We start from the raw sequence: 20,556 nt of genomic DNA on the forward strand, positions 1-20,556 counted from the left end.
GACTGGAAGATTGCAGTCGCAGTAACTAAAGTTCGGGCATGAGCGCACCCACCGTGGACTGGCAGGCGCCCGACAGGTCCGGCGTGGTGGAGGGGCTGCGGGAGCGCAAGAAGCGCCTCATGCGCCAGCAGCTGACCGACACCGCCACCGCGATGTTCCTGGAGCGCGGATTCGACGCGGTGCGCGTCGCCGAGATCGCCGCGGCGTGCGGGGTGTCCGAGAAGACCGTCTTCAACTACTTCCCCAGCAAGGAGGCGCTGATCCTCGACCTCCCCGAAGCGACGATGGCCGCGCTGCGCACCGGGCTGGCACGAGCCGACCGAACCCCCACCGACGCGGTGCTGGACATCCTGGCCGGCGAACTGGACGCCCTGGTGTCCTGGCTGGGCGGGCAACCAGACCTGGCTCAGGCCAGCACGAGGATCCAGGACTTCAACGCGCTGATCCTTTCCACGCCTTCACTGCGCGCGTACCACCGGGAAATGACCGAGCAACTTGTCACGGTCGCGGCGGAGGCGCTGGCCGCCCGAACCGGGCACGGCAGCGACGATCCGCTGTGCCAGATCGCGGCCACCGCTCTGCTCGGGCTCTGGCGTGTCCAATTCATGGCGTTGCGCCGGAGCCTCAACGGCGAACACACGCCCGAACAGGTCCGCCACGCCGTTACCGCCGACGTGCACAGCGCGGCCCGGCTCATCAACACGGGGCTGGCAGGGTTGGGCAACGCGACAAGTCCCCCATGAACCTGCCGTTCGCCCGTCAGCAGACCTTGATCGATATGGTCCTGGAGCGACGCGTGCCCGGCCTGAGAAGCCAGAAGGTCGCCGTGTGGGTGCCGGGCTCGGAGAAACCTTCCCGGGTGATGGCCTCGAACGGCCCCTTGGGACTGAAGCTGGTGGTCACGCCGCTCTCACGGCCGTCGAGCACCCAGCGGTGCCCTATCGGTTCGGCGTCGTCGAGGATCCTCCCTCGAAACCGGACGCGGACGCCGCTCTCGTAGCAGGTTCCGTTCTTGCTGCCCTGCGCGACCAGGCTGCCGAACACGATGGCCTCCGGCGTCGAAATGGCCGGCGGCGGCGACTCGGTGGGGGACCTTGTAGGCGCAGACTTCGTGGGAGAACTCGTCGAGGGGTCCTGTGCCTGTCTGTGTTTCCCCTGGGACTCGGAGGCTTCGGCGACCGGTGAGCTCGTGGCGCCGTCCGCGGCTTGGTTCGGGCCTCCCCCCGGAAGACCGAGCAGCAGTGTCACGGTGACGGTGACGGAGGTGACGACGACGGCGGTGCCGCCGACGAGCAGGCCGGTGCGCAGGGGCGTGGAACGGACCGTGGGCCTGGTGTCCGCGACCAGTTCGGAGAGGGCGATCGGCCGTACGCGCTGCTGCCCCAGCAACTGGAGCAGCACGTCCTGCATAGTGGGGCGGCGGGACGGTTCCTTCGCCAGGCAGCTGGTGACGATGGAGCGCAGGGGTTCGGCCATGTCACCGAGGTCGGGGGCGGCGTACAGGATGCGGGAGATGACGGCGGGCAGGTGGTCGACGCCGAAGGGCGGGCGGCCGGTGGCGGCGTAGACCATCACCGAACCCCAGGCGAACACGTCGGTGGCGGGTCCGGTGTAGTGGCCGCCGAGTTGTTCCGGCGCCATGTAGGAGGGCGTGCCGACGATGCTGCTGGTGACGGTGAGGGATGCCTCGGTGTCGCGGGCGATGCCGAAATCGATGACGCGGGGCCCGTCCTTGGCGAGCAGCACGTTGGCCGGTTTGAAGTCGCGGTGCACGATTCCGGCCCGGTGGACGGCGGCGAGCGCCGTCGCGGTGGACACCGCCATCCGGTGGAGCGCGGGGCCGTGGTGTACGCCGGCCTGCTGCAGCGAGAGCCCTTCGACGAACTCGGTGACGATGTACGGCCGCCGGCCCTCAAAGGAAGCGTCGAGCACTTGGGCGACGCAGAACGGCTCGACCCGCCGGGCGGCGGCCACCTCCTTGGCGAACCGCTCGAGCACCTGGTCGGAGACCGCTTCATGCAGCACCTTGACCGCCACGTACCGCCCGTCCCCGGCCTGGCCCAGATAAACGACACCCTGTCCGCCGGCTCCCAGGCGACCAATCAGCCGATATGGGCCGATTGCGGGTGGGTCATCCGGATAAAGAGGCTCGGGCATGATCCAGGACCTTATTACAGGCTTCGTCAGACCGAAGGTGGTTCTAAGTGTCGGAGGAGGCTACTCAGCAGGAAAAGGGGCTGTGCCAGGCAGGGGTCGGAAGTGCGCTGGAAAGAGGGCTCGTGCTCGCCCCGTTCTCCTAGCCTGGACCGCCGGGTAGGCAGCACGTGAGCCTGCGGTGGTGAATGATGACGGGATGTCGAGCCCTCCGTTCGTCCAGAGTGACGGCAATTCGCGCGCCAAACGGCCATCGCAAGCGGATGAGCGTACGACGTTGGTGGCATTCCTGCGCTGGCATCGGGAAACCCTGGCACACAAGTGCGCCGGCCTGGAGCCGAAGCGGCTCGCGGAGCGGGCGGTAGGCCGATCCGCGCTGTCGCTCCTGGGCCTCGTGCGGCACGCGGCCGAGTCCGAGCGCTTCTGGTTCCGCCGGGTGATGGCTGGACAGGAGCTCCCACCCCTGTTCGCCCCCCACGGTGCATTCACTGTGGCGAACGCGGACGCGCAGATGGTTGCCGAGGCGTGGCAAGCGTGGCAGGCGGAGATCGCGTTCGCGGACCGTTTCGTCGACGCGGCCCCGGACCTCGAACTCGCCGGGGATGAACCCGGAGAAGGACCCGTGTCACTGCGCTGGGTGCTGATGCACATGGTGGAGGAGTACGCGCGGCACAATGGCCACGCGGACTTGCTTCGGGAACAGATCGATGGAGCAGTAGGGCTCTGACAGCGTCGCCGCCTGCTGCTTTTCCAGATGCTGCCGCTCGCGTATTTGCTCTTTCTCCTTGGCCTGTCTTGCGGCCAGGGAACAGCTCACGCCCCCAACCACGGAGAGACCAGTTGCCCCAGCGCCGATAACACCGGGAGCACCACCATGCCGTCGGTCGCGGTCGACCGCCCCTACACCCACGAGATGGTCATCGTCCATCGGGTGTTCCGCCGGGAGGCCGCCCTCATGCCACGGCTTGTCCACGCCGTACCGACCGGCGACTCCGCGCGGAACTTCAGCACCACGCCATCGATGAAACCCTTTCCCCATTGTCCCTTGCCGTATGACGAAGTGATCATGCCCATGCGCTTACGCCACCACCTCCCATCAGGAGCTGATCTATGACCACGACACCGATCGACCTCGAGATCGGCGCCATCATCGATGCCTACCGGACCTGCGAGTTCGTCACTCTCGGGGCTGACGGCACTCCGCTGACCTGGCCCACTGCGGCCTGGCGCCAGCCAGATGGCACGCTGCTCGTCACCACCAGCCTGGCCTTCGCGCAGAAGGCGCTCAACGTCCGCCGGGACGGACGCGTCGCACTGCTCTTCTCCGACCCCACCGGCAGCGGCCGCATCGACACGCCACAGGTCTTCGTCAGCGGGACCGCGACCTGTCCCGATGAGATCAGGACCGGGCCGGACGAGGCGGCGGATTACTGGCGCATGCTCTTCGAACGGCAGCCGCACAGCCGAAACTACCTCCGCGCCCCCGGCCGGTGGCTCATGGACTGGTACTACCTGCGGCTCTTCATCACCGTGACACCCACCCAAGTCGAGGTACGGCCACCACTCGCCAAGTTGACCGCCGCCGAACAGCCCGCGCCCGCGACACCAGCCGCCACCGACCTGCCCGGCGCTGACCTGATCGCCCGCTTCCCGAGCGCGGTCCTCGGCGCCCGGGACGCCTCCGGAGCCCCACTGCTGGTACGCACCCGGCCACGGGCCACCACCGACGGCTTCGCCATCGCGATGGAGGCCACCGACGGCATCGTGCCAGGCGAGGCCAGCCTGCTCGTACACCGGCACGACGACCAGCTCAACGCCATGCACAACGCACTGATCCGCGGCGAACTTCGCGCCGACGGCGACCGCTGGACGATGGTCCCGCGGAAAGTGGTCGAACCGGCCGGATCCGGCCGCATCAGCGACGCGCTCCGCACCCTGCGCGCCGCCCGCCGCTCCACGGCCGGGTACCTGAAGCGCCGTGGCTTGGCCCGGCCCCGGGTTCAGTGGGACCAGTTCCAGACACTCGCCACACCCGAAAACGACGCATAACGCGAGCTTGGGGGCGGAGTAGCGCAACAGGTGCTTGCTGCTAGGCCGCCCGCATACAGCCATAGGGCCATGATCACGGGACATGACGGGTTATCGCAGATAGTGAGCCCTTATCTGCGATAGCGCGCTTCCGGCCGCTGGCAGAGGCGCGGCCGACCTCGGGCGCCGCCCGGCACACTCGCGCGCCGGAGCGGGCGACTCGGGGTGCTTATCTGCGACAGCGGTTCGGAGGGGTGCGATGGGGACGGTCCGCCGGCTGAGTCCGCGACCGGAGACGCCGGAGCTCGGCGCGGCCATCGAGGCGTTCCTGGCCACTATCGCCAACCGCAACACCGCCAAGGCGTACGCGATCGCCCTGCGCGCCCTGGCCGCCGAGCACGGCGCTGACGCGCCGCTGACGGACCTGGAGGGCGAGGCCGGCGCCGACCGCTTCGCCGCCTGGTTCACCGCCCGCTGGGGGACGGCGGCCGCGGCCACCTTCAACGCCCGCCGCGACGCGCTCGGCTCCGCGCGCGACTGGTGGCACGACCAGGACTGGCTGACCGGCGACCCACTGCGCCGCATCCGCCGCGCCCGCACCCCGGACCGCACCAAGGCCCTCGACCGCGCCCAGATCGAAGCCGTGCTGACCCGGCAGAACCTGGCCCTGCGCGAGCGCACCCTGTTCCGGATGCTGTATGAGACGGCCGCCCGCGCCGAGGAGGTCCTGGCCCTCGACGTCACCGACCTCGACCTGCGCAACCGCCGCGCCCGGGTGCGGCGCAAGGGCGGCGCCGTCGACGTCATCGTCTGGCTGATTATGTTCGCGACAACGGACCGCGTTTGCTCGCCAGTTTCGACCGCGATCTTGGGCCTGGAGTCGGGTCCGTTGTTCGTGAGAGCTGACCGCACTCACCGGCCCGAGGTCATTCGCACCGAGGAGGGGCGGGGCGGCGGCGCAGTGTCGGCGGCCATCCGGATCTGGCCGCCGGCGGCAAGGAAGAAGGCGCTATGACTATCACAGAGTGTGACCAGATTCGCTAGCCGACGCGCTGCCACACTGCCCCGATCGCCGAATCCGGCGTCGGTTGAGGCGCAGACCCCTGATGTTGGCCCCGAGCGCGGATCGGCAGTTATGGGCGGCGGGCGGCGCTGACGATCAGCTTTGGGTAGTGCGGGTATACCGCCGGACGGGGATCTCAGTCGATCGGCTCGCGATGCACCCACTCGACGAGATCATCGGACGCGAGCGCCCGCACGCGCGCGGCGTACCGGGCGAGGTCGGCGTCGTCGAGGAGGTCGCGCCACTGGCCGCTCGTGCCGCGGCTGAAGAACGCGGCGGGATCGATCCAGTGCTCCGGACCGCCGGCGGGGACGGTCGTGTCGGCCCTGCTGCGCATCGACTCGAACGTCGCCGCCTGGACCAGGCGGGGCCATCGGTGCTCGTCGACGTCGATGCCGAGGCGCGCGGCCATCTGCCGCATCTGCCCCTCCAGGTCGGCCTTTAGGTCGTCGTAGTGCAAGTACACGACGTCGAGATCGTCGGCGGCGTCCCGGAACGTCTGCAGGTGCTCTACAGTGCGCCGCAGCGACGACCCGACCTGCGTCGATGGCGTCTCGTCGTCGACCCACTGCCAGAAGCGGTCCCGCTCGCCGTCGGGGCGCGGCCGCGGTGGCCGCAATGGTCCGAGCTCGATACCGTCGATCGCGGCCGCCCGTTTGCGTTGGCGGAGGAACGCGCCGATGTCGGTGTTGTCGATATGGTGGTCGATCGACAGCCCCACGTCGCGCGGGTCCCGCCCGACGCAGACGTACGTGACCGTCGGATCGTTGGGTATCCCGTCGAGCGGCGTGTGGGTCTTGATGAACCGGCGGTGCGTCTGGGCTTCCAGGTCCGCGAACACGTCTGTGCGGGCGCGAGTCACCATGTCGATCCACGGCGAGAGCGTGTCCAACGGGAGCGGGAGCTCCGGTTCCTGCAGTATGAGCAGGGCGCAGATCATCTGCGTCCACGTCGTCCCGCATTTTGGCGGGGTGCTGATGATGATGTCGCCGGGGCGGAGCTCGAAGCCGTCCCAGCGGTTGCTGTCGTACATACTCGTCTCGTAGCGGCGCACGGCCGTCATCCTTGCAGCGGATCCGATCCCGTGAGGCCCAGATGATTCACCGCACGACATCCTGCCGAGGGCTCAGGACTGAGGTTCCGAAGGGCGTCGCGCAACAGTACATAGCGCAGCACCCGCCCATAATGTCCGATCTCGAACACTCCGCGAGGGCATCATGAAGGCCAGAGGATGAGCGCCGAACGGCGGCTACGCGCGCGTCTACCTTGGACGCCAATCACGCTAGGTAATCGCGTTGCCGCCACCGGGCAGCTCGGTATGGGTGCGTCTGGGCACGTACCAGTTCGCGACCGACGGCACCGTCACGGCGCGCACGTACCTGTGGTGGCAGACCACGCCCGCCGCCCGCGAGGGCACAGGCACCACACCCGACCTCGATAGCTGCTCGACCGTCAGCGGCGCGGTCGGCCACTCCCGCGCCCGCCACTGCGAGGTACTGACGGCGGGCGGGTTCATGGACTCCCCGCCCGAATCGCGCACCGGGACCTTCAGCGTCGCCGACGACGTCCTGAACATCACGTGGAACATCGCCCAGACCTGGTCCGAACAGTGGTACCTGCGACCCAACAGCGACGGCACGCTGGAAAGCAAGTACAACACCCTCGCCACCCACGCCTACGGCTACGGCAGCAACGCGGCGCTGTCCACGCGCCGGGCGATGAGCACCGTGCAAGCCTTCCCCGGGACGCTCAAGCAGGATCTCGCGTCCTGGACGAAGGAGAACGTGACCACCTCGACCGGGCAGGTGTTCAACAACACGGCCTATCGCACGTGCACGACGACGACCTGGTGCCTGACGTACGCCCAGCCGTCGTCGGCGACCGCGTGCCAGGCGAGCGGCGGCTGCCCCAACTACGGCGGCGGCACGGCCACCAATGACAGCTCGATCCAGTACTACCTGGTCAAGGTCTCCAGCAACGACCGGCGCGACACGCTCTGGCACTGGTGCACGTGCCTGGCCAGGGAGCGCGGCGAGTTCTGCTACACCGGCAACTCCCACGTCAAGCCGCTGCTACAGATCGTCGACGACGACGGCGGCTTCCACGGCTGGGTGGGCGCCGAGGCGTCCTTCTACCCTTCGGGCAGCGATCCGCGCTACTCCGACATGCTGGGCGTCTTCCGCCTCACCGACACCCGGTAGCGGCGAGAGACACCGAGCGGCCCTGCGGCTACGCCCCGTCACGCAGCGCTCGGATCGCGGCGAGCACCTCGGCCCGGTTACCGGCCGCCTTCATCCACGCGGGCAGTCGCTCCAGCAACGTCTGCGACCCCGCCGGCCTGGGCCGCTCCCGCTGCGTCGCAGCCACGTACTCCTCCAGCAGCTCCAAATGCGGCACGTTGTACGCCCACAACACCCGCCCGCAACACGCCCGCCGCAACCACAACGGCAGCCCGAAGTACGGGTCATCCGGCCCGCCGAACATCGGCACCACGAGCGTGCCACGACCGCTGAAGTACGCATCCCCAGCACCACTACTCCACCGCCGCGGCGCCCACTCGGCAACGTGCCCACAGCCAAGACAGGTCAGCCGATGCGGCGCCGTCAACCAGCCCACCGCGTACGCGTGGCCATCGCGATGATCAGGATGCACGGCCACCAACGCACGCCCGTCACACCCCGGACACCGAACCAGAATCTCCTTGGCGAAATGCCACAGACGGACACCGGGATCCCGAAACCGACCCGCACCGGCTCCCTCGACTTCCACAGCACACATCCTGCCCCGCTGCTTGATCGCTAGGGTGATCGCCCTCCTGCGAAATGCCATGGACCGACCAGAAAGTACCGAACATGGCCATCGAGGAACACCTGCTCGCAACGACCGCGCGTCTACTCGAGCAGTGTCTGCCGTCCGACTCGCGAACCGGTGTCCCCGCATGACGCGTGCAGGTCATCGGCGGCAGTGCGCCCCGCGTGTTCGACGAGGACTGAGAATCGCCGCCGCCGGTCGACGCAAATTCCTTACGGTCGCGGCCCTGTCCAGGGCTGGCAGCGGCCTGTAGCGAAGGCGAACGCCGCGGCCGCGAAGCCCATCGCGGTCAGCCCCCAGGCCAGCCCGTCGAGCGCGGCGTTCGGCACGACGGCGGCGAACACAACGTGCAAGGGCTGGGAGACGATCAACGCCATCCCGGCCCAGGCGGGAACAATTCCGCCTCGCCACAGCGCGGCCCCGAGCAGCACCACGCCGAGGATGTGGCCGAGAACGAACACCATGGTGGCCGCTGAGACGGCGGGCAGAGCTTGCACGTCGTCGAGGAGCCGGGCGGTCGAACCGAGGTCGAGACCATCGCGGACCGCTGACAGCGCGACGTGGTCGCTGACCCCAACGGCGTACAGCGAGGAGAAGCCGGCGACGGACAGCACCATCCCGGCCGTCCCCAGCCGGGGGGCGCGCCGGACCGCGAGCAGGCCGATCGCGATCGTCCCCGGCACCAGCGTCAGGGTGGCGGCGAAGGCGAGCCACAGCACCACGCTCTGGGCGTCCTGGTGGGCGGCGACCTTGCCGACGAGCCCGGCTGAGTCGTCGGTCGTAGAGTACGGCAGGATGGCCCGCAGGATCGCGACGGCCAGCGGGCCGACCGGGATGAGCAGCGCGAGCGCGGCACGCAGCGGCGGGACGGCCTCGCGCGTGGTCGTGGGCATGGCGGTGGTCATGCAAAAGCCTCCGAGATCGTAGGGGTGGAGGACAGATGCCAGAAGCGTCCGCCTTCGCCGTTCCCAGGCGCATGGGCCAGGGCCGCCGAGAGGCCCGGAGGATTTCCCGGCCGTACCAGGAGCACACACCCACGACAGACAGGCCTGTGCACCTCATCATGTGCTCATGACACCGGGTGATTCCGCCACCTCGCCGGCGCAGACACGGTGGCCGGCCGTACTGGCCGCCGGGCTCTTCGGCATCGCCCTTGCCGAGGTCGCCGTCGCCGTGATCGGCAGTGCGGTGGCCGGGATGACCTGGATCGAGGCGTGGGACCACTTCGTCGTGACCAACGCGGCGATGGGCCTGTCGTTTCCGATCGGCGGTGTCCTGGTGGCCTGGCACCGGCCTCGCAACCCGGTCGGCTGGCTGTTGCTGGCCGCCGGGATCGGGCATGCGACGACGGCCGCGATCGTCCCTTTGGCCGAGGCCGGTGTGCGCGACGGCTGGCCCGGCGGGCTGATTCGCACGCTCGTCACCGTCGCGTCGTGGGCGTGGCCGTGGTCGATCGGGTTGTGCCTGCCGCTGATCCTGCAGCTCTTCCCCGATGGTCGTCCCGTCTTTCGGCGGCTGATGTGGGCCACCGTGGTGACCTCACCGCTGTTCGTACTGGAGATGGGCACCAGCCCGGATCCCGTCGTCGCCGGAATTCCCGGTTACCTGATCATCCACGCCGACCTTGACCCGCTGTGGACGGCGGTCGAGGTGCGCGGCCTGGCCGCCATAGCGGTAGGCCTGGTGGCGCTGGTGGTGCGCTACCGGCGCGGAGACGAGCGGCGGCGCCGTCAGCTGCTGTGGCTGATGCAGGCGGTACTGCTCGTCCTGATCGTGCTGGTGCCGTGGGGGGTTCTGCAGAACGCGCCGGTCTACGTCCTGCTCGCGATCCCGCTCATTCCCGCCGCGATGACCGTGGCGATCCTGCGCCACCAGCTGCTCGACATCCGGCTGGTGCTCTCGAGAACGGTGCTGTACGCGCTGCTCACGGCCGTCGTCGTCGCCTCATACGTCGGCCTGGTGGCTCTGCTCGACAACGTGATGCGGCGTGAGGCCGGGCTGGGCAGCTCGGCGGCGGTCACCGTGCTGATCGCCGTGGGGTTCAACCCGGTGCGCGTACGCCTCCAGCGCATCGTGGACCGGATCGTTTATGGGGACCGCGCCGATCCCGTACGGGCGGTGTCACGGGTCGGGGCGCGGCTGGACACCGGTCTTCCCGGAGTGCTGGAGGCCGTACGGGAGGCGCTGCGCCTGCCGTTCGCCGCCCTCCGCACCGATGACACCGAGGTGGCGGCCTGCGGCGCACCGCCTGAACTGCTGCACACGATCCCGCTCACCTACGGCGGGGTACGGGTGGGTGAGGTGGTCATCGGCCTGCGTGCCGGTGAGAAACGCCTCGGCGGCCCGGACCGGGCGGTCCTGGAGCTGCTGGCGGCGCCGCTGTCGGTGGCGGTGCACGCGGTCGCCCTCTCCGAGCAGCTGCAGCGTTCCCGCGAGGCCCTGGTGGTGGCCCGCGAGGAGGAACGGCGGCGCCTGCGCCGCGATCTGCACGACGGCCTGGGCCCGGTGCTGACCGGCGTGACGTTCAAGGCCGACGCCGCAGGCAACCTCCTGGCCACCGACCCCGGCAGCGCCCGTGCGCTCCTAACCGAACTTCGCACCGAAACCGCTCAGGCCATTGACGACATCCGGCGGCTCGTCTACGACCTCCGGCCGCCGGCCCTGGACGACCTCGGCCTGGCCGGCGCGATCCGGCAACGCGCCGCCCAGCTCGAACGCCCCGGCTTGACGGTACTCGTCGAGGCCGTCGGCCTTCCCGCCCTGCCCGCGGCTGTGGAGGCGGCGGCGTACCGGATCGCGGTGGAGGCCCTCACCAACGCGGTCCGGCACTCCAGCGCCGGCCGAGTGCGTATACGGATCCACGCTGACGGACAGCCGGCCGCCCACCACCTGCACGTTGAGGTGGCCGACGACGGAGGTGGATCCGGCGCGTGGCGGCCGGGAGTCGGCATGCGATCGATGCGCGAGCGCGCCGCCGAACTGGGCGGCACCTGCATCGCGGGCCCCGAGCCCACCGGCGGCCGGGTGACGGCCACACTACCCTTGGCGGCAACATGATCAGAATTGTGCTGGCCGACGACCACCCGGTGGTGCGCAGCGGCCTGCGCGCGTTACTGGACTCCATCAGCGGCCTGACCGTCGTGGCGGAGGCGGCCGACGGCCACGCCGCCGTACGCGAGGCGGTGACGCACAAGCCCGACGTCCTGGTCATGGACATCCAGATGCCACGTCTGGACGGCATCGAGGCCACCCGCCAGATCGCCCGCGCGGCGCCCGAGGTCGCGGTGCTCATGCTCACCATGTACGAGGACGACGACTCGGTGTTCTCCGCGATGCGTGCCGGTGCCCGCGGCTATCTGCTCAAGGGCGCCCAGCAGGACGAGATCGCCCGCGCCATCCACGCCGTCGCCGCCGGCCAGGCCATCTTCGGCCCCGGCGTGGCCCGCCGGGTACTGGGCTTCTTCGCCGCCCCGCCGGCCGTCCAGGACCCCTTTCCCGAGCTCACCGGCCGCGAGCGGGAGATCCTCGATCTCATCGCCGCCGGCCGTCCCAATGGCGAGATCGCCCGCCACCTGGTCATCGCTCCAAAAACGGTCGCCAACCACATCTCCAGCATCTTCACCAAGCTCCAGGTGGCCGACCGCGCCGAAGCCATCATCCGCGCCCGCGACGCCGGCCTCGGCCGCCCCTGACGGACGTCTTCTCCCGAACGTGCTTTTCAGCTTCATATGAAGGGCGCGCAGCGCATACCAGTGTCGTTGGTCAACACTCTGCAACCAGCCTGTGGGTTGAGCAGATACCGCCTGCTATAGCCAGCGGCAGGGCCGATCCTTGCTCCCCCGACTTGGACGAGAGCGCGCCTACGCCCCGTCACGCAGCGCTCGGATCGCGGCGAGCACCTCGGCCCGGTTACCAGCCGCCTTCATTCACACGGGCAACCGCTCCAGCAACGTCTGCGACCCCGCAGGCCTGGGCCGCTCCCGCTGCGCCGCCGCCACATACTCCTCCAGCAGCTCCAAATGCGGCACGTTGTACGCCCACAACACCCGCCCCGGCACCCATTCGGCGACATGACCACGCCCGAGACAGGTCAGCCGATGTGGCGCCGTCAACCAGCCCATCGCGTACGCGTGGCCATCGCGATGATCAGGATGTACAGCCACCAACGCACGCTCATCACACCGCGGACACCGAACCAGAATCTCCCTGGCGAAATGCCACAGACGGACACCGGGATCGCGAAACCGACCCGCACCGGCTCGCTCGACTTTCACAGCACACATCCTGCCCCGCCCGGCAAATCCGCGCCTTTCGTCGGCCCCAGCCTCCTGCGTCCGCCCATCGCCAGACCGAAGAGTGCTCTTTATCAGGGCCGACCATCCCGGGACCGCACCCTCCAGACCCCGGCCCTCGCACCCGACTCGCGCACCGGCCTCTCCGCATGGCGCGTGCAGGTCATCGGCGGCAGTGCGCAGCCCCGCGTGGTCGACGACGGAGTCGACTTCTAGGCCCTTCCAATATACCGACTATCGGTATATAAAGATCCTGTGTCCAAGTTACGCCCTTTGCAGGAGCCTTCGTTCCTCATACTCACCGCGCTGGCCACCGAGCCCCAGCACGGCTACGGCATCATCAGCGATGTGGAGCGCATCTCCGAGAGTGAGGTCCGGTTGCGGGCCGGCACTCTGTACGCCGCCCTGGACCGGCTCCAGTCCGAAGGCCTGATCGCGGAGGACCGGGAGGAGATCGTCGGCGGGCGGTTGCGGCGCTACTACCGGCTCACCGACGAGGGCAGCGCCCGTCTGGCCGCCGAGGTCGAACGGCTGCGGCGCAACGCCAGGACCGCCGCCGCTCGGCTGCACACGCGCCCCGCCGGAGGTGTCGCGTGAGCGACCTCGAACGGCGTTACCGCAGCCTTCTCCGCTGGTACCCGCGCGAGCACCGCGAGCGGCACGAGGAGGAGATGCTCAGTGTGCTGATGGAGTCGGCGCGGCCAGGGCAGAGTCGTCCGGAGCCGCGTGACACCCTCGACCTCGTCAAGGGGGCCGCCGCGATCCGCGCGCGCTGGGCGTTCGGGCCGGAGTCCATGGCGCAGTGGCGGGATGCGATGCGTGTCGTCGCGGTGGTCGGTCCCATAGTGTTGCTCATCTACCAGATGCAGTTGCGCATCAGCGGTGAGCTGCTTCTGATAGGCATCCTGACCGTCTTCCTGGCCTGGACCAATCGCCGCTGGCCTGCTGCGGCGGTCGCGTGGATCTGGGCACTCCTGTTCAGCGCGGGCATGGCCGCCGCGGCGATGTTGTCGGCCACAGGCTTCTCCTTGGATATGGGGGTGGCACTCGGCGGCATCGTTGGCTCTTTCGCGCTTGTGGCGGCGGTGCTGACGGGGGTGGCGCAGCCGCGTCAAGGGCTGTCGCTGGTGGGGCGCGGGCGGATCCTAGCGTGGTCCGGGGCGGCTCTGACGGTGGTCGTCGGGACGTGGCAGCTGGAGGCTGCCCTGCGGGAGGTCGGAGTGCCGCCCGAACTGCTCCTGCTCGGGCTGTGTGCGGTGGTCTGCGGAGTGGCCGCACAGTCTCCGGTAGGGCGTAGGAGCGTGGTGATGCTCTCGCCGGTCATGCTGGCGATGTTCCCCCAGCTCATGATGGTTGGGTTGTGGGGGGTCGCGCTGTTGGGGCTGGGGTCGGCCGGGTTTCTGGTCGCCGCCTTCCGTTCTAGGACGCCGGCGTTAAGCGGGTCATCGACGGATGAGTGATGCTGGAACGGCAGCCAAGACCTTCCGCGGCCGCCAGCGCATGCCGAGTCCCCCATGCGCAAGGTGATTGTTTTCCTGATCGCGCTCGTCGTCCTCCTCATCATCGACCGAGTCGCCGTAGCGAACGTCGAGCGCGACCTTGCGAACAGAATCGCCGCCGCTCCCGGCCTTTCCGGCACACCGGCTGTGTCAATCGAGGGCATCCCGTTTCTCACGCAGGCCGTGTCGGGGCGCTATCCAGAGGTGCGGTTCGATCTCGGCACTTTCAGCTACGGCGGCGTGCCGGTCAGGAACCTGCGGGGCGCCGCGTACGACGTAACGGCGTCCCTCGCTGATGTCCTGCAGAACCAAGCCCGTGTCCAGGCAGGTCGCGTGAGCATCAGCGGCACCCTCACCAGGGCGACGATCGACGAATACGCGCCGAGTGGCGTGAAGATCGGCGGCAACGGTGGACGGCTCACGGCCTCGGGGGAGATAACGATCGGGGCGGACAAGGTGAAGTTCAACGCCGAGATGCGCGTCGAGGTCGCCGACGGGAGGATCAGGCTCCAGGCCGACAAGATCCAGGGCGTGCCCGTGCCTGACCAGATCGCACAGCTGATCTCCTACCCGATCCCGTTCAAGGGGGATCTGCCCTTCGACGTGAAGCTAACCAGGGTCAAAAGTGTGCCGGAAGGACTGGAGTTTTCCGCCGAGGCGTTTGACGTGCCGATTCGTGGATGAGATGACACCATTTCGCCCTGTCGTCCGTGAAGAGGGCGGGCACAGCAGGTGACCGTGCTGGGTGCCGACCTTGTCAGTGCGGGTGACCGCACCACCTAGAGCCGCCGCTACGCCGACGCCGAGTTCCTCATCGGCTGACGACGGGAACCTTCGGTCCTCTAGGACGTTCTACGAGGCAGGCGACCCAAGGAGATCCACGTTGGAAGATCTGTTCCCGTACTTCCCGCTGCTGTTCGTGGCGTTTGGGGCATTGATCATTCTAAGGTCGATCAAGGGAATCATCGACGGCAAGCAGTTCGTCCGGCAGGCGCAGCGGGTGCCAGGCGTGGTCAGCGACGTCCGGACCACGTTCGTGGGTCGGGGGGAGCATTTGAGGGCGATGCAGCGGCCAGTTCTGACCTTCACGACCGTGGAGGGGCGGGAAATCACCACCGAGGCAGTGACCACCTCCGACCTTGGCATCGGCAACGAGACCGAGGTGCTCTACGACCCGCAGGACCCGACCAGCGCCATGCCCGCGGACGACGTCGGCGGCGGCGGCTACAGCGGAATCGTCATCGGGCTTATCGCGGTCGTCATCGGCCTGGCCTTCTTCTCTGCTTTCTCTCGTTTCTCTGGCTTCTGAGAGGGCGACCGAAAGGCCCGGTGCTAGTGGCTCGTCTCGCATCGTTGACCGAGTAATCGACGTGCCGCCCGGCGGCCAGCAGACTGTCTCCAGTGATCGATCTTGGAGGTGGTCGTGGGGCGTCGACCGAGTGTGTTCGGCCGGCCGGTCAGCATGGAGGAGGGCCGCAGGCTGCAGCGGGTCAGCCGGACGTCGAAGGATCCGGTGCGGCTGCGGCGGGCGATCGTGGTGCTGATGTCCGCCCAGGGCCAGACGGCCAAGGACATCACCTCGCTGATGCAGGTCAGCGAGGACTACGTCCGCGACGTGATCCACGCGTTCAACGAGCGGGGGTTCGACGCCCTGGACCCAAAATGGAGCGGGGGACGCCCGAAGGGGATCAGTGAGCGGGTGCGTGAGCACATCCGTCTGATCGCCCGGACGTCCCCCGCCGACTGGGGCATCACCGGCTTCGCCACCTGGAGCCTGGCCAAGCTCGCCGACCACCTGACCGAACGGCTCGTGGTCCCCCGCATCAGCCGTGAAACGCTCCGGCGGATCCTGCGCGAGGGCAAGGTCTCCTGGCAGACCACGACCACCTGGAAAGCCTCCACCGACCCGGACTTCATCGCCAAGATGAACCGGATCCTGGCCTTATACGACACCCCGCCCACCGACTGCCGGGTGATGTCCGTCGATGAGTTCGGCCCGCTGAACCTCCAGCCGCGCAAAGGCAAGGCCTGGCGCCCGGCCGGCAGGCCCCGCCGCCTGCGGGCGACCTACAACCGTTACGGCGGGGTGATGCACATGCTCGCCGCCCTCGACCTGGCCACCGGCAAGATCTACTACCGGATCCGCAAGCGCAAACGGTGGCGCGAGTTCCTCGGCCTGCTCAAGGCCCTGCGAGAGCGCTGGCCTGGGGAGAAGCTCTACATCGTGCTCGACAACTTCTCCCCGCACCGGCACGCCGAGGTACGCGCCTGGGCCGCCGACAATGACGTCGAGCTGGTCTTCCTGCCGACCTACGGATCCTGGCTGAACTGGATCGAATCCGAGTTCGCAGCCCTGCGCTACTTCGCGCTGAACGGCACCGATCATCGCACCCACGACGAGCAGAACGCCGCCATCGCCGCCTACATCCGCTGGCGGAACAGCCGGGCCGAGCCGAAGACCCGCTTCGCGCCCGAGTCATCGATCCGTCAGTGGACCGAATACCCGGCCAAGGCTGCCTGACAAGCCACGAGCTCAGCCGATTGCCCCACGGCGGCAACGTGCACCTTGCCACGGCGAAGGGGCCGATAGTCTCAGGGAATCTTGGTTCGGATATCGCTACGCACGGAGGCCATGATGATGCGGTTGGCGCGGGGTTCAAGCCGACTGTACGGCGTGATGCTCATACTGGCGGCGGTAGTCCTGCTCGCGGACCAGCTCACCAAACTGTGGGCGGTCTCCGCGCTGTCCGACAGCGAGCGCGTCGCCGTGATCCCGCCTCTGATCTACTTCCGGCTGCTGCACAACCCTGGCGCCGCGTTCTCCATAGGCATCGAGGCGACATGGGTGTTCACCCTGGCAACGGCAGCGGCAGTGGTCGGCATTCTCTACACCGCACGCCGACTGGCCTCGGCGGGCTGGGCGCTCGTGCTGGGCGTGCTGCTCGGCGGTGCGGTATCCCACCTGGGCGACCGACTCTTCCGCGAGCCCGGCCTGGGCCGCGGGCATGTTGTGGACTTCATCGACTACGGCCCGTTCGTGGGTAACGTCGCCGACATCGCGCTCGTCTGCGGGTGCGCTGGGTTGGTGCTGCTCAGCCTGCGTGGTGTGCAACTCGCTAAGGTGCCGGGCGAACAATCCGCCTAGCCTCCCTGTTTCGCTTCGAGTGGCTGAGCCGGTCTGAGCTGGTGTGCAGTGGTGGTTCGGTTGCTTTTCGTCGGCAGGCATGGCCGTGGCCCGACGCGCGGGTCGGGTTCTCCAGGGTTCTTCGGGTGGTGGGCGGGCAGGGGCGCTGTCATGCTTCAGGTGGCTGGCCGGGGCAGGGCCGTGAGGCCTACGAATGCGCTGGTCAGCTCGTTTCGCCAGGGCCAGGTTGCGGAGATGCGCAGATGGAAGCGGCGACCGCCCCGGGTGATGCGAGCGGCTGCAGGCAGCAGCCGGTAGCGGAGCTTCTTCGGCTCGGCGAGATAGTCTGCTGGCCGCCGGGCGGCACGTCGATTACTCGGTCAACGAAGCGAGACGAGCCACTAGATCCAGCATGCCGACGGCTTGGCCTTCCCCTGATCTGAAACGTTCGGAACTGGTGATCTTCAGGGGCATTGTGCTGCTTTCATGGTCGGGTGAGGTACGAAGAGGCGCTGTCCGGCGTGCGTGAGCTGTGCGTTGAACATCTGGGGGAACACGTGGGGGGCCAACTGGCGGCGTTGGCGCGGCCCGGGTTCGATCTAAAGCCTGCGGATGATGACGCCGAGGCGACCGGGCTGTGCCGCTGGGGCGGCCCGGCGCTGCTGGAGCCGGGCACACGGTGGCCTGAGTACGCGGGAGTGCCGCTCAGCCTGTATGCCGTGCTCGATGTCGGCGCGCTCGGCCCGTGGCTCGGTGATCAGATCCCGTCGACCGGGTCCGCGCTGCTCAATTTCTTCTTCTTGGATCCATGGACCGGATCCAAGAAGGTTCCGAAAGATGCCGGAAGCCATGACGATCCGCGGGTATGCCGGGTCGTACCTGCTGACCCGCAACACGCGGTCGAAGTCCCGGCACCGGATCCGGCCCCGAGGTTCGACCGCGTTCGAATGCACGCCAACCCTGCCGTCACTTTGCCCTCGGCTTCGTCCTACGACTGCGATCCGGTGCTCAGCACCCTCGATTACGGAGACGAGATCGAGCGGTCATCGCTTTACCGCGTGGATCCCGGCTGGCTGGTGGTCGACAAGTTCGGCGAGGACGCCTGGCCGAGGTACTGCGAGGACGAGCAAGGCATCGAGTGGGGTGGCATACGCAATCAGGCGTTCGGCTGGCCGCCGATCCGCAGCTACGGCGTTGACCTGTTGCAGGAGTTGTCGCAGGAGGAGCCTTATGCTCACCTGCTCACTCTGGCCGGCACCGACATGTGGGAGTGGGGCGACGGGGGCATTTTGCGGTTTGTCGCCCCGGCCAAAGCACTCCGGGCAGGCGACATGAGCCAGGTGCGAGCCAACCCCGACGACTGGTAGCACCGCGATCTCGGGTCCTTTCGCGGGGGGCGGTTTCCTCCCGAGGATCGGGTTGATCAAGCGCTGGCCCGCCGGGCAAGCGTGTCGCCCTCCGTGACCGTTCGGCCGAGGTGCCGGGTGAAGAACCGGACCGCGTAAATCGGCATGGCTACCGGCAGGACCAGATGGATCAGGGTGAAGGCCTGCTCCGCCGCCACCAGCCCGATGAACGGCCGGTCCGCGAACACCTGCCGGTACCCGCCCGGCTGCCGGATGCCCGGCGCGGCCGCCGTCTGCTGCCTCGGCAGGGCCAGGCAACCGGCCGCCATGGCGAAGCTGGCCGCGTTCGTGAACGCGATGACGGCGAATCCGGTCTCGCCGGTGTCATTTGGTGCCTTGTCTGTTGATCAGAAACGGAACATCTCGGCGAACCGGCTGAGAAGCGCGGGATCACCTTCCATGCGCATGCTGCCGTCGTGGAGTACTTCGTCTGGGGTCTTGCTGCCACTCATGAGTTCGCGGATCGGGTGGCCGGTCAGCCGTTCGATGACGAGGTCGGGTGCGGGGTGCGGGCCGAGGCCGACCATCAGCACCCCATCGGTGATCTGCAAGCCGAGCGTGAAGTCGCCCATGCGGACCTCGTAACCGACGGTGACTTCCTGGGCTGCTTCCGGCCGGTAGGCGGTGCGGAAGGACATGGCGATTGATTCGGCGGTGACGACTTCGCCGGGGCGGGGTTCGGTCATCGTCCGTGCGCCCCACCGGCCCAGCGCGATGAGCGCCGGTTCCAGATCGCGTCCGTAGCTGGTGAGCTCGTAGACGACTGCGCGGTCAGGATGCGGCAGCGCGCGGCGGGTGGCCAGGCCTGCCCCTTCGAGCTGCTTGAGGCGGGCCGACAGGATGTTGGTCGGGATGGCGGGCAAGCCTTTTCGCAGGTCTGTGAAGCGCTGGGGTCCAGCGAACAGGTTGCGGATGATCAGCATGCTCCACCGTTCGCCGATCATCTCCATCGCGCGGGCCAGGCCACAGAACTGTCCGTACTCTCGGGACGCCATGGTGCAGATCTTAGCTCAAACTTCAGTTGACAAACCATACTTGCAAAAGACAAGCTTGCTGCTCGCCGACCGCAGAGTCGGCGGCCACCCGGCCGATCCCCGCAGAACGGAGAAACGCATGTCGTTCCAGGCGTACCTCGACAACATCGAGGACAAGACCGGACTGACACCGCGCGAGTTCATCGCCTTGGCGAAAGAGCGCGGCTTTGACGACCCGTCCACGAAAGCCGGAGCGATCATCGACTGGCTGAAGCGGGACTTCGACCTTGGACGTGGACACGCGATGGCGTTGGTGCACGTGATCAAGAAGGGCTCGAAGATCGACGCCAAACACGTCGGCAGTGCGGGTTCCCACCGCGATGAGAACGACACCTTGTGGCTGGACGGCAAGAACAACCGGCCGTGATGAGCCCTTGCGGGCGCGATAATCGCAACCTGGCGTTCCTGGACGTACGGGCCCTCTCCGACCAGCAGATCCGAGATCTGTGTCGTGCGTTGACGAACGAGACGGTCACACGGCTGAGGGCAGATGAATTCGGGTCACCAGGAGGATCCCAGACCTGACGCAAGGAATATCCGACCACGTGTCAGCTCGGCCGTTACGGTCGAACCTCGGAGGCGTCAGTTCTCCGTCAGCGGGTGTGTGACCTCGGCGATGATGCGATCGACTGCCTCGGACGGGTCCTCATGCTCCCAGATACGGATGACCCGCCATCCCGCCTGATGCAGATGCTCGTTCGTGGCGATGTCCCGCGCCATGTTCTTCGCCAGCTTCTCCGACCACCATGTGTCGTTCGCGGCAGGGTGTGTGGCGTGCTCGGGGCAGCAGTGCCAAAAACAGCCGTCTATGAACACCGCGACCTTCGCTCGCGTGAAGGCAATGTCGACAGACCGACGCTTCATACCGGGAATCGGCCACGCCACCCGGTACCGCAGACCACGGGCATGCAGGAGTTTTCGAACGGAGATCTCAGGCGTGGTGTCCCTGCGACGTTGCTTGCTCATCCGCGCCGACACACCGGCCGAACTGGGAGAAGGCATAACGGTCACAGGAGAACGGTATATCCAGTCCTCAACCCTTGACACCAACGATTGTCCGGGACGGCCGATCCACCACCGGCCCTCTGTGTTACGCCCCGAGGACGAGACACGTCCAGGTGCAGGTCGACTTGCGTCAACGAGGC

24 protein-coding genes and 1 pseudogene are annotated in these 20,556 nt (G+C 67.9%); 16 read left to right on the plus strand and 9 right to left on the minus strand.

Going from position 1 to position 20,556, the window contains the following annotated elements; all coding sequences use genetic code 11:
• Positions 1-38 precede the first annotated feature (38 nt).
• Entirely contained in the window at positions 39-743 is a 705-nt protein-coding gene (locus AB0B64_RS32425; protein WP_357943210.1) for a TetR family transcriptional regulator, read from the plus strand.
• A 16-nt stretch (positions 744-759) separates the two neighbouring features.
• Here AB0B64_RS32425 and AB0B64_RS32430 read toward each other — a convergent pair whose 3' ends face one another.
• Positions 760-2,157 carry a serine/threonine-protein kinase gene (locus AB0B64_RS32430; RefSeq protein ID WP_358181820.1) on the minus strand — a complete coding sequence of 466 codons (1,398 nt, stop codon included), beginning with the start codon at positions 2,155-2,157 and terminating at the stop codon, positions 760-762.
• A 181-nt stretch (positions 2,158-2,338) separates the two neighbouring features.
• Between AB0B64_RS32430 and AB0B64_RS32435 the strand changes: the two genes are divergently transcribed.
• The 3 genes from AB0B64_RS32435 (at position 2,339) to AB0B64_RS32445 (ending at position 5,197) form a co-directional block, all read left to right on the plus strand.
• Entirely contained in the window at positions 2,339-2,881 is a 543-nt protein-coding gene (locus AB0B64_RS32435; protein ID WP_357943206.1) for a DinB family protein, read from the plus strand.
• A 383-nt stretch (positions 2,882-3,264) separates the two neighbouring features.
• Positions 3,265-4,203: a pyridoxamine 5'-phosphate oxidase family protein gene (locus AB0B64_RS32440; protein ID WP_358181823.1), complete on the plus strand. Its 939-nt coding sequence runs from the start codon at positions 3,265-3,267 to the stop codon at positions 4,201-4,203.
• 238 nt (positions 4,204-4,441) lie between these two features.
• A complete protein-coding gene (locus AB0B64_RS32445) occupies positions 4,442-5,197 on the plus strand; it encodes a tyrosine-type recombinase/integrase (protein WP_358181826.1) in 756 nt (251 codons plus the stop codon).
• 184 nt (positions 5,198-5,381) lie between these two features.
• Here the strand turns inward: AB0B64_RS32445 and AB0B64_RS32450 are convergent, their stop codons facing one another.
• Positions 5,382-6,299: a sulfotransferase domain-containing protein gene (locus AB0B64_RS32450; RefSeq protein WP_358181829.1), complete on the minus strand. Its 918-nt coding sequence runs from the start codon at positions 6,297-6,299 to the stop codon at positions 5,382-5,384.
• 268 nt (positions 6,300-6,567) lie between these two features.
• On the opposite strand from AB0B64_RS32450, the gene AB0B64_RS32455 reads away from it, so the two are divergent.
• On the plus strand, positions 6,568-7,446 hold the full coding sequence (locus tag AB0B64_RS32455) for a hypothetical protein (RefSeq protein ID WP_357943196.1): 879 nt from the start codon (positions 6,568-6,570) through the stop codon (positions 7,444-7,446).
• 28 nt (positions 7,447-7,474) lie between these two features.
• Here AB0B64_RS32455 and AB0B64_RS32460 read toward each other — a convergent pair whose 3' ends face one another.
• Together AB0B64_RS32460 and AB0B64_RS32465 are read right to left on the minus strand one after the other, a co-directional pair.
• On the minus strand, positions 7,475-7,897 hold the full coding sequence (locus AB0B64_RS32460) for a hypothetical protein (protein WP_358181832.1): 423 nt from the start codon (positions 7,895-7,897) through the stop codon (positions 7,475-7,477).
• A gap of 371 nt (positions 7,898-8,268) precedes the next feature.
• On the minus strand, positions 8,269-8,961 hold the full coding sequence (locus AB0B64_RS32465) for a hypothetical protein (RefSeq protein ID WP_358181835.1): 693 nt from the start codon (positions 8,959-8,961) through the stop codon (positions 8,269-8,271).
• A 166-nt stretch (positions 8,962-9,127) separates the two neighbouring features.
• On the opposite strand from AB0B64_RS32465, the gene AB0B64_RS32470 reads away from it, so the two are divergent.
• Both AB0B64_RS32470 and AB0B64_RS32475 read left to right on the plus strand, forming a co-directional pair.
• Positions 9,128-11,113 (plus strand): histidine kinase, encoded by a 1,986-nt coding sequence (locus AB0B64_RS32470; RefSeq protein ID WP_358181838.1) that lies wholly within the window; start codon positions 9,128-9,130, stop codon positions 11,111-11,113.
• A complete protein-coding gene (locus tag AB0B64_RS32475) occupies positions 11,110-11,748 on the plus strand; it encodes a response regulator transcription factor (protein WP_358181841.1) in 639 nt (212 codons plus the stop codon). The genes AB0B64_RS32470 and AB0B64_RS32475 overlap by 4 nt, the downstream gene beginning before the upstream one ends.
• Positions 11,749-11,982: 234 nt before the next feature.
• On the opposite strand, the gene AB0B64_RS32480 is transcribed toward AB0B64_RS32475, so the two are convergent.
• Positions 11,983-12,177: a hypothetical protein gene (locus AB0B64_RS32480; RefSeq protein WP_358181844.1), complete on the minus strand. Its 195-nt coding sequence runs from the start codon at positions 12,175-12,177 to the stop codon at positions 11,983-11,985.
• Positions 12,178-12,186: 9 nt separating this feature from the next.
• Between AB0B64_RS32480 and AB0B64_RS32485 the strand changes: the two genes are divergently transcribed.
• The 7 genes from AB0B64_RS32485 to AB0B64_RS32515 all read left to right on the plus strand — a co-directional run bounded on the left by AB0B64_RS32485 (position 12,187) and on the right by AB0B64_RS32515 (position 16,992).
• Positions 12,187-12,564 carry a hypothetical protein gene (locus tag AB0B64_RS32485; protein ID WP_357943182.1) on the plus strand — a complete coding sequence of 126 codons (378 nt, stop codon included), beginning with the start codon at positions 12,187-12,189 and terminating at the stop codon, positions 12,562-12,564.
• 39 nt (positions 12,565-12,603) lie between these two features.
• Positions 12,604-12,945 (plus strand): helix-turn-helix transcriptional regulator, encoded by a 342-nt coding sequence (locus AB0B64_RS32490; RefSeq protein WP_357943180.1) that lies wholly within the window; start codon positions 12,604-12,606, stop codon positions 12,943-12,945.
• Complete coding sequence (locus tag AB0B64_RS32495; protein WP_357943178.1) at positions 12,942-13,808, plus strand: hypothetical protein; 867 nt, start codon at positions 12,942-12,944, stop codon at positions 13,806-13,808. Before AB0B64_RS32490 ends, AB0B64_RS32495 begins: the two co-directional genes overlap by 4 nt.
• Positions 13,809-13,862: 54 nt before the next feature.
• Positions 13,863-14,531, plus strand: a complete 669-nt coding sequence (locus tag AB0B64_RS32500) for a DUF2993 domain-containing protein (RefSeq protein WP_358181847.1) — start codon at positions 13,863-13,865, stop codon at positions 14,529-14,531.
• A 199-nt stretch (positions 14,532-14,730) separates the two neighbouring features.
• Positions 14,731-15,156 carry a DUF3592 domain-containing protein gene (locus AB0B64_RS32505; protein ID WP_357943174.1) on the plus strand — a complete coding sequence of 142 codons (426 nt, stop codon included), beginning with the start codon at positions 14,731-14,733 and terminating at the stop codon, positions 15,154-15,156.
• Between the two features lie 114 nt (positions 15,157-15,270).
• Positions 15,271-16,368, plus strand: a complete 1,098-nt coding sequence (locus tag AB0B64_RS32510) for an IS630 family transposase (RefSeq protein WP_357943172.1) — start codon at positions 15,271-15,273, stop codon at positions 16,366-16,368.
• 111 nt (positions 16,369-16,479) lie between these two features.
• A complete protein-coding gene (locus AB0B64_RS32515) occupies positions 16,480-16,992 on the plus strand; it encodes a signal peptidase II (RefSeq protein WP_358181850.1) in 513 nt (170 codons plus the stop codon).
• 155 nt (positions 16,993-17,147) lie between these two features.
• Here AB0B64_RS32515 and AB0B64_RS32520 read toward each other — a convergent pair.
• Positions 17,148-17,309, minus strand: a pseudogene (locus tag AB0B64_RS32520) (IS1380 family transposase); the annotation flags it as partial.
• A gap of 156 nt (positions 17,310-17,465) precedes the next feature.
• Between AB0B64_RS32520 and AB0B64_RS32525 the strand changes: the two are divergent.
• Positions 17,466-18,338 carry a DUF1963 domain-containing protein gene (locus AB0B64_RS32525; RefSeq protein WP_357943170.1) on the plus strand — a complete coding sequence of 291 codons (873 nt, stop codon included), beginning with the start codon at positions 17,466-17,468 and terminating at the stop codon, positions 18,336-18,338.
• A 56-nt stretch (positions 18,339-18,394) separates the two neighbouring features.
• Here AB0B64_RS32525 and AB0B64_RS32530 read toward each other — a convergent pair whose 3' ends face one another.
• Together AB0B64_RS32530 and AB0B64_RS32535 are read right to left on the minus strand one after the other, a co-directional pair.
• Positions 18,395-18,646 carry a hypothetical protein gene (locus tag AB0B64_RS32530; RefSeq protein WP_358181853.1) on the minus strand — a complete coding sequence of 84 codons (252 nt, stop codon included), beginning with the start codon at positions 18,644-18,646 and terminating at the stop codon, positions 18,395-18,397.
• 78 nt (positions 18,647-18,724) lie between these two features.
• Positions 18,725-19,327, minus strand: a complete 603-nt coding sequence (locus AB0B64_RS32535; RefSeq protein ID WP_357943166.1) for a winged helix-turn-helix transcriptional regulator — start codon at positions 19,325-19,327, stop codon at positions 18,725-18,727.
• A 163-nt stretch (positions 19,328-19,490) separates the two neighbouring features.
• Here AB0B64_RS32535 and AB0B64_RS32540 point away from each other — a divergent pair, with 163 nt between their 5' ends.
• Positions 19,491-19,778, plus strand: a complete 288-nt coding sequence (locus tag AB0B64_RS32540) for a DUF4287 domain-containing protein (RefSeq protein ID WP_358182174.1) — start codon at positions 19,491-19,493, stop codon at positions 19,776-19,778.
• A 215-nt stretch (positions 19,779-19,993) separates the two neighbouring features.
• Here the strand turns inward: AB0B64_RS32540 and AB0B64_RS32545 are convergent, their stop codons facing one another.
• Entirely contained in the window at positions 19,994-20,413 is a 420-nt protein-coding gene (locus AB0B64_RS32545) for a very short patch repair endonuclease (protein ID WP_358182177.1), read from the minus strand.
• Positions 20,414-20,556 lie beyond the last annotated feature (143 nt).

Origin of the sequence: Nonomuraea sp. NPDC049129 (assembly GCF_040648495.1) — a bacterium.
Classification (GTDB): domain Bacteria; phylum Actinomycetota; class Actinomycetes; order Streptosporangiales; family Streptosporangiaceae; genus Nonomuraea.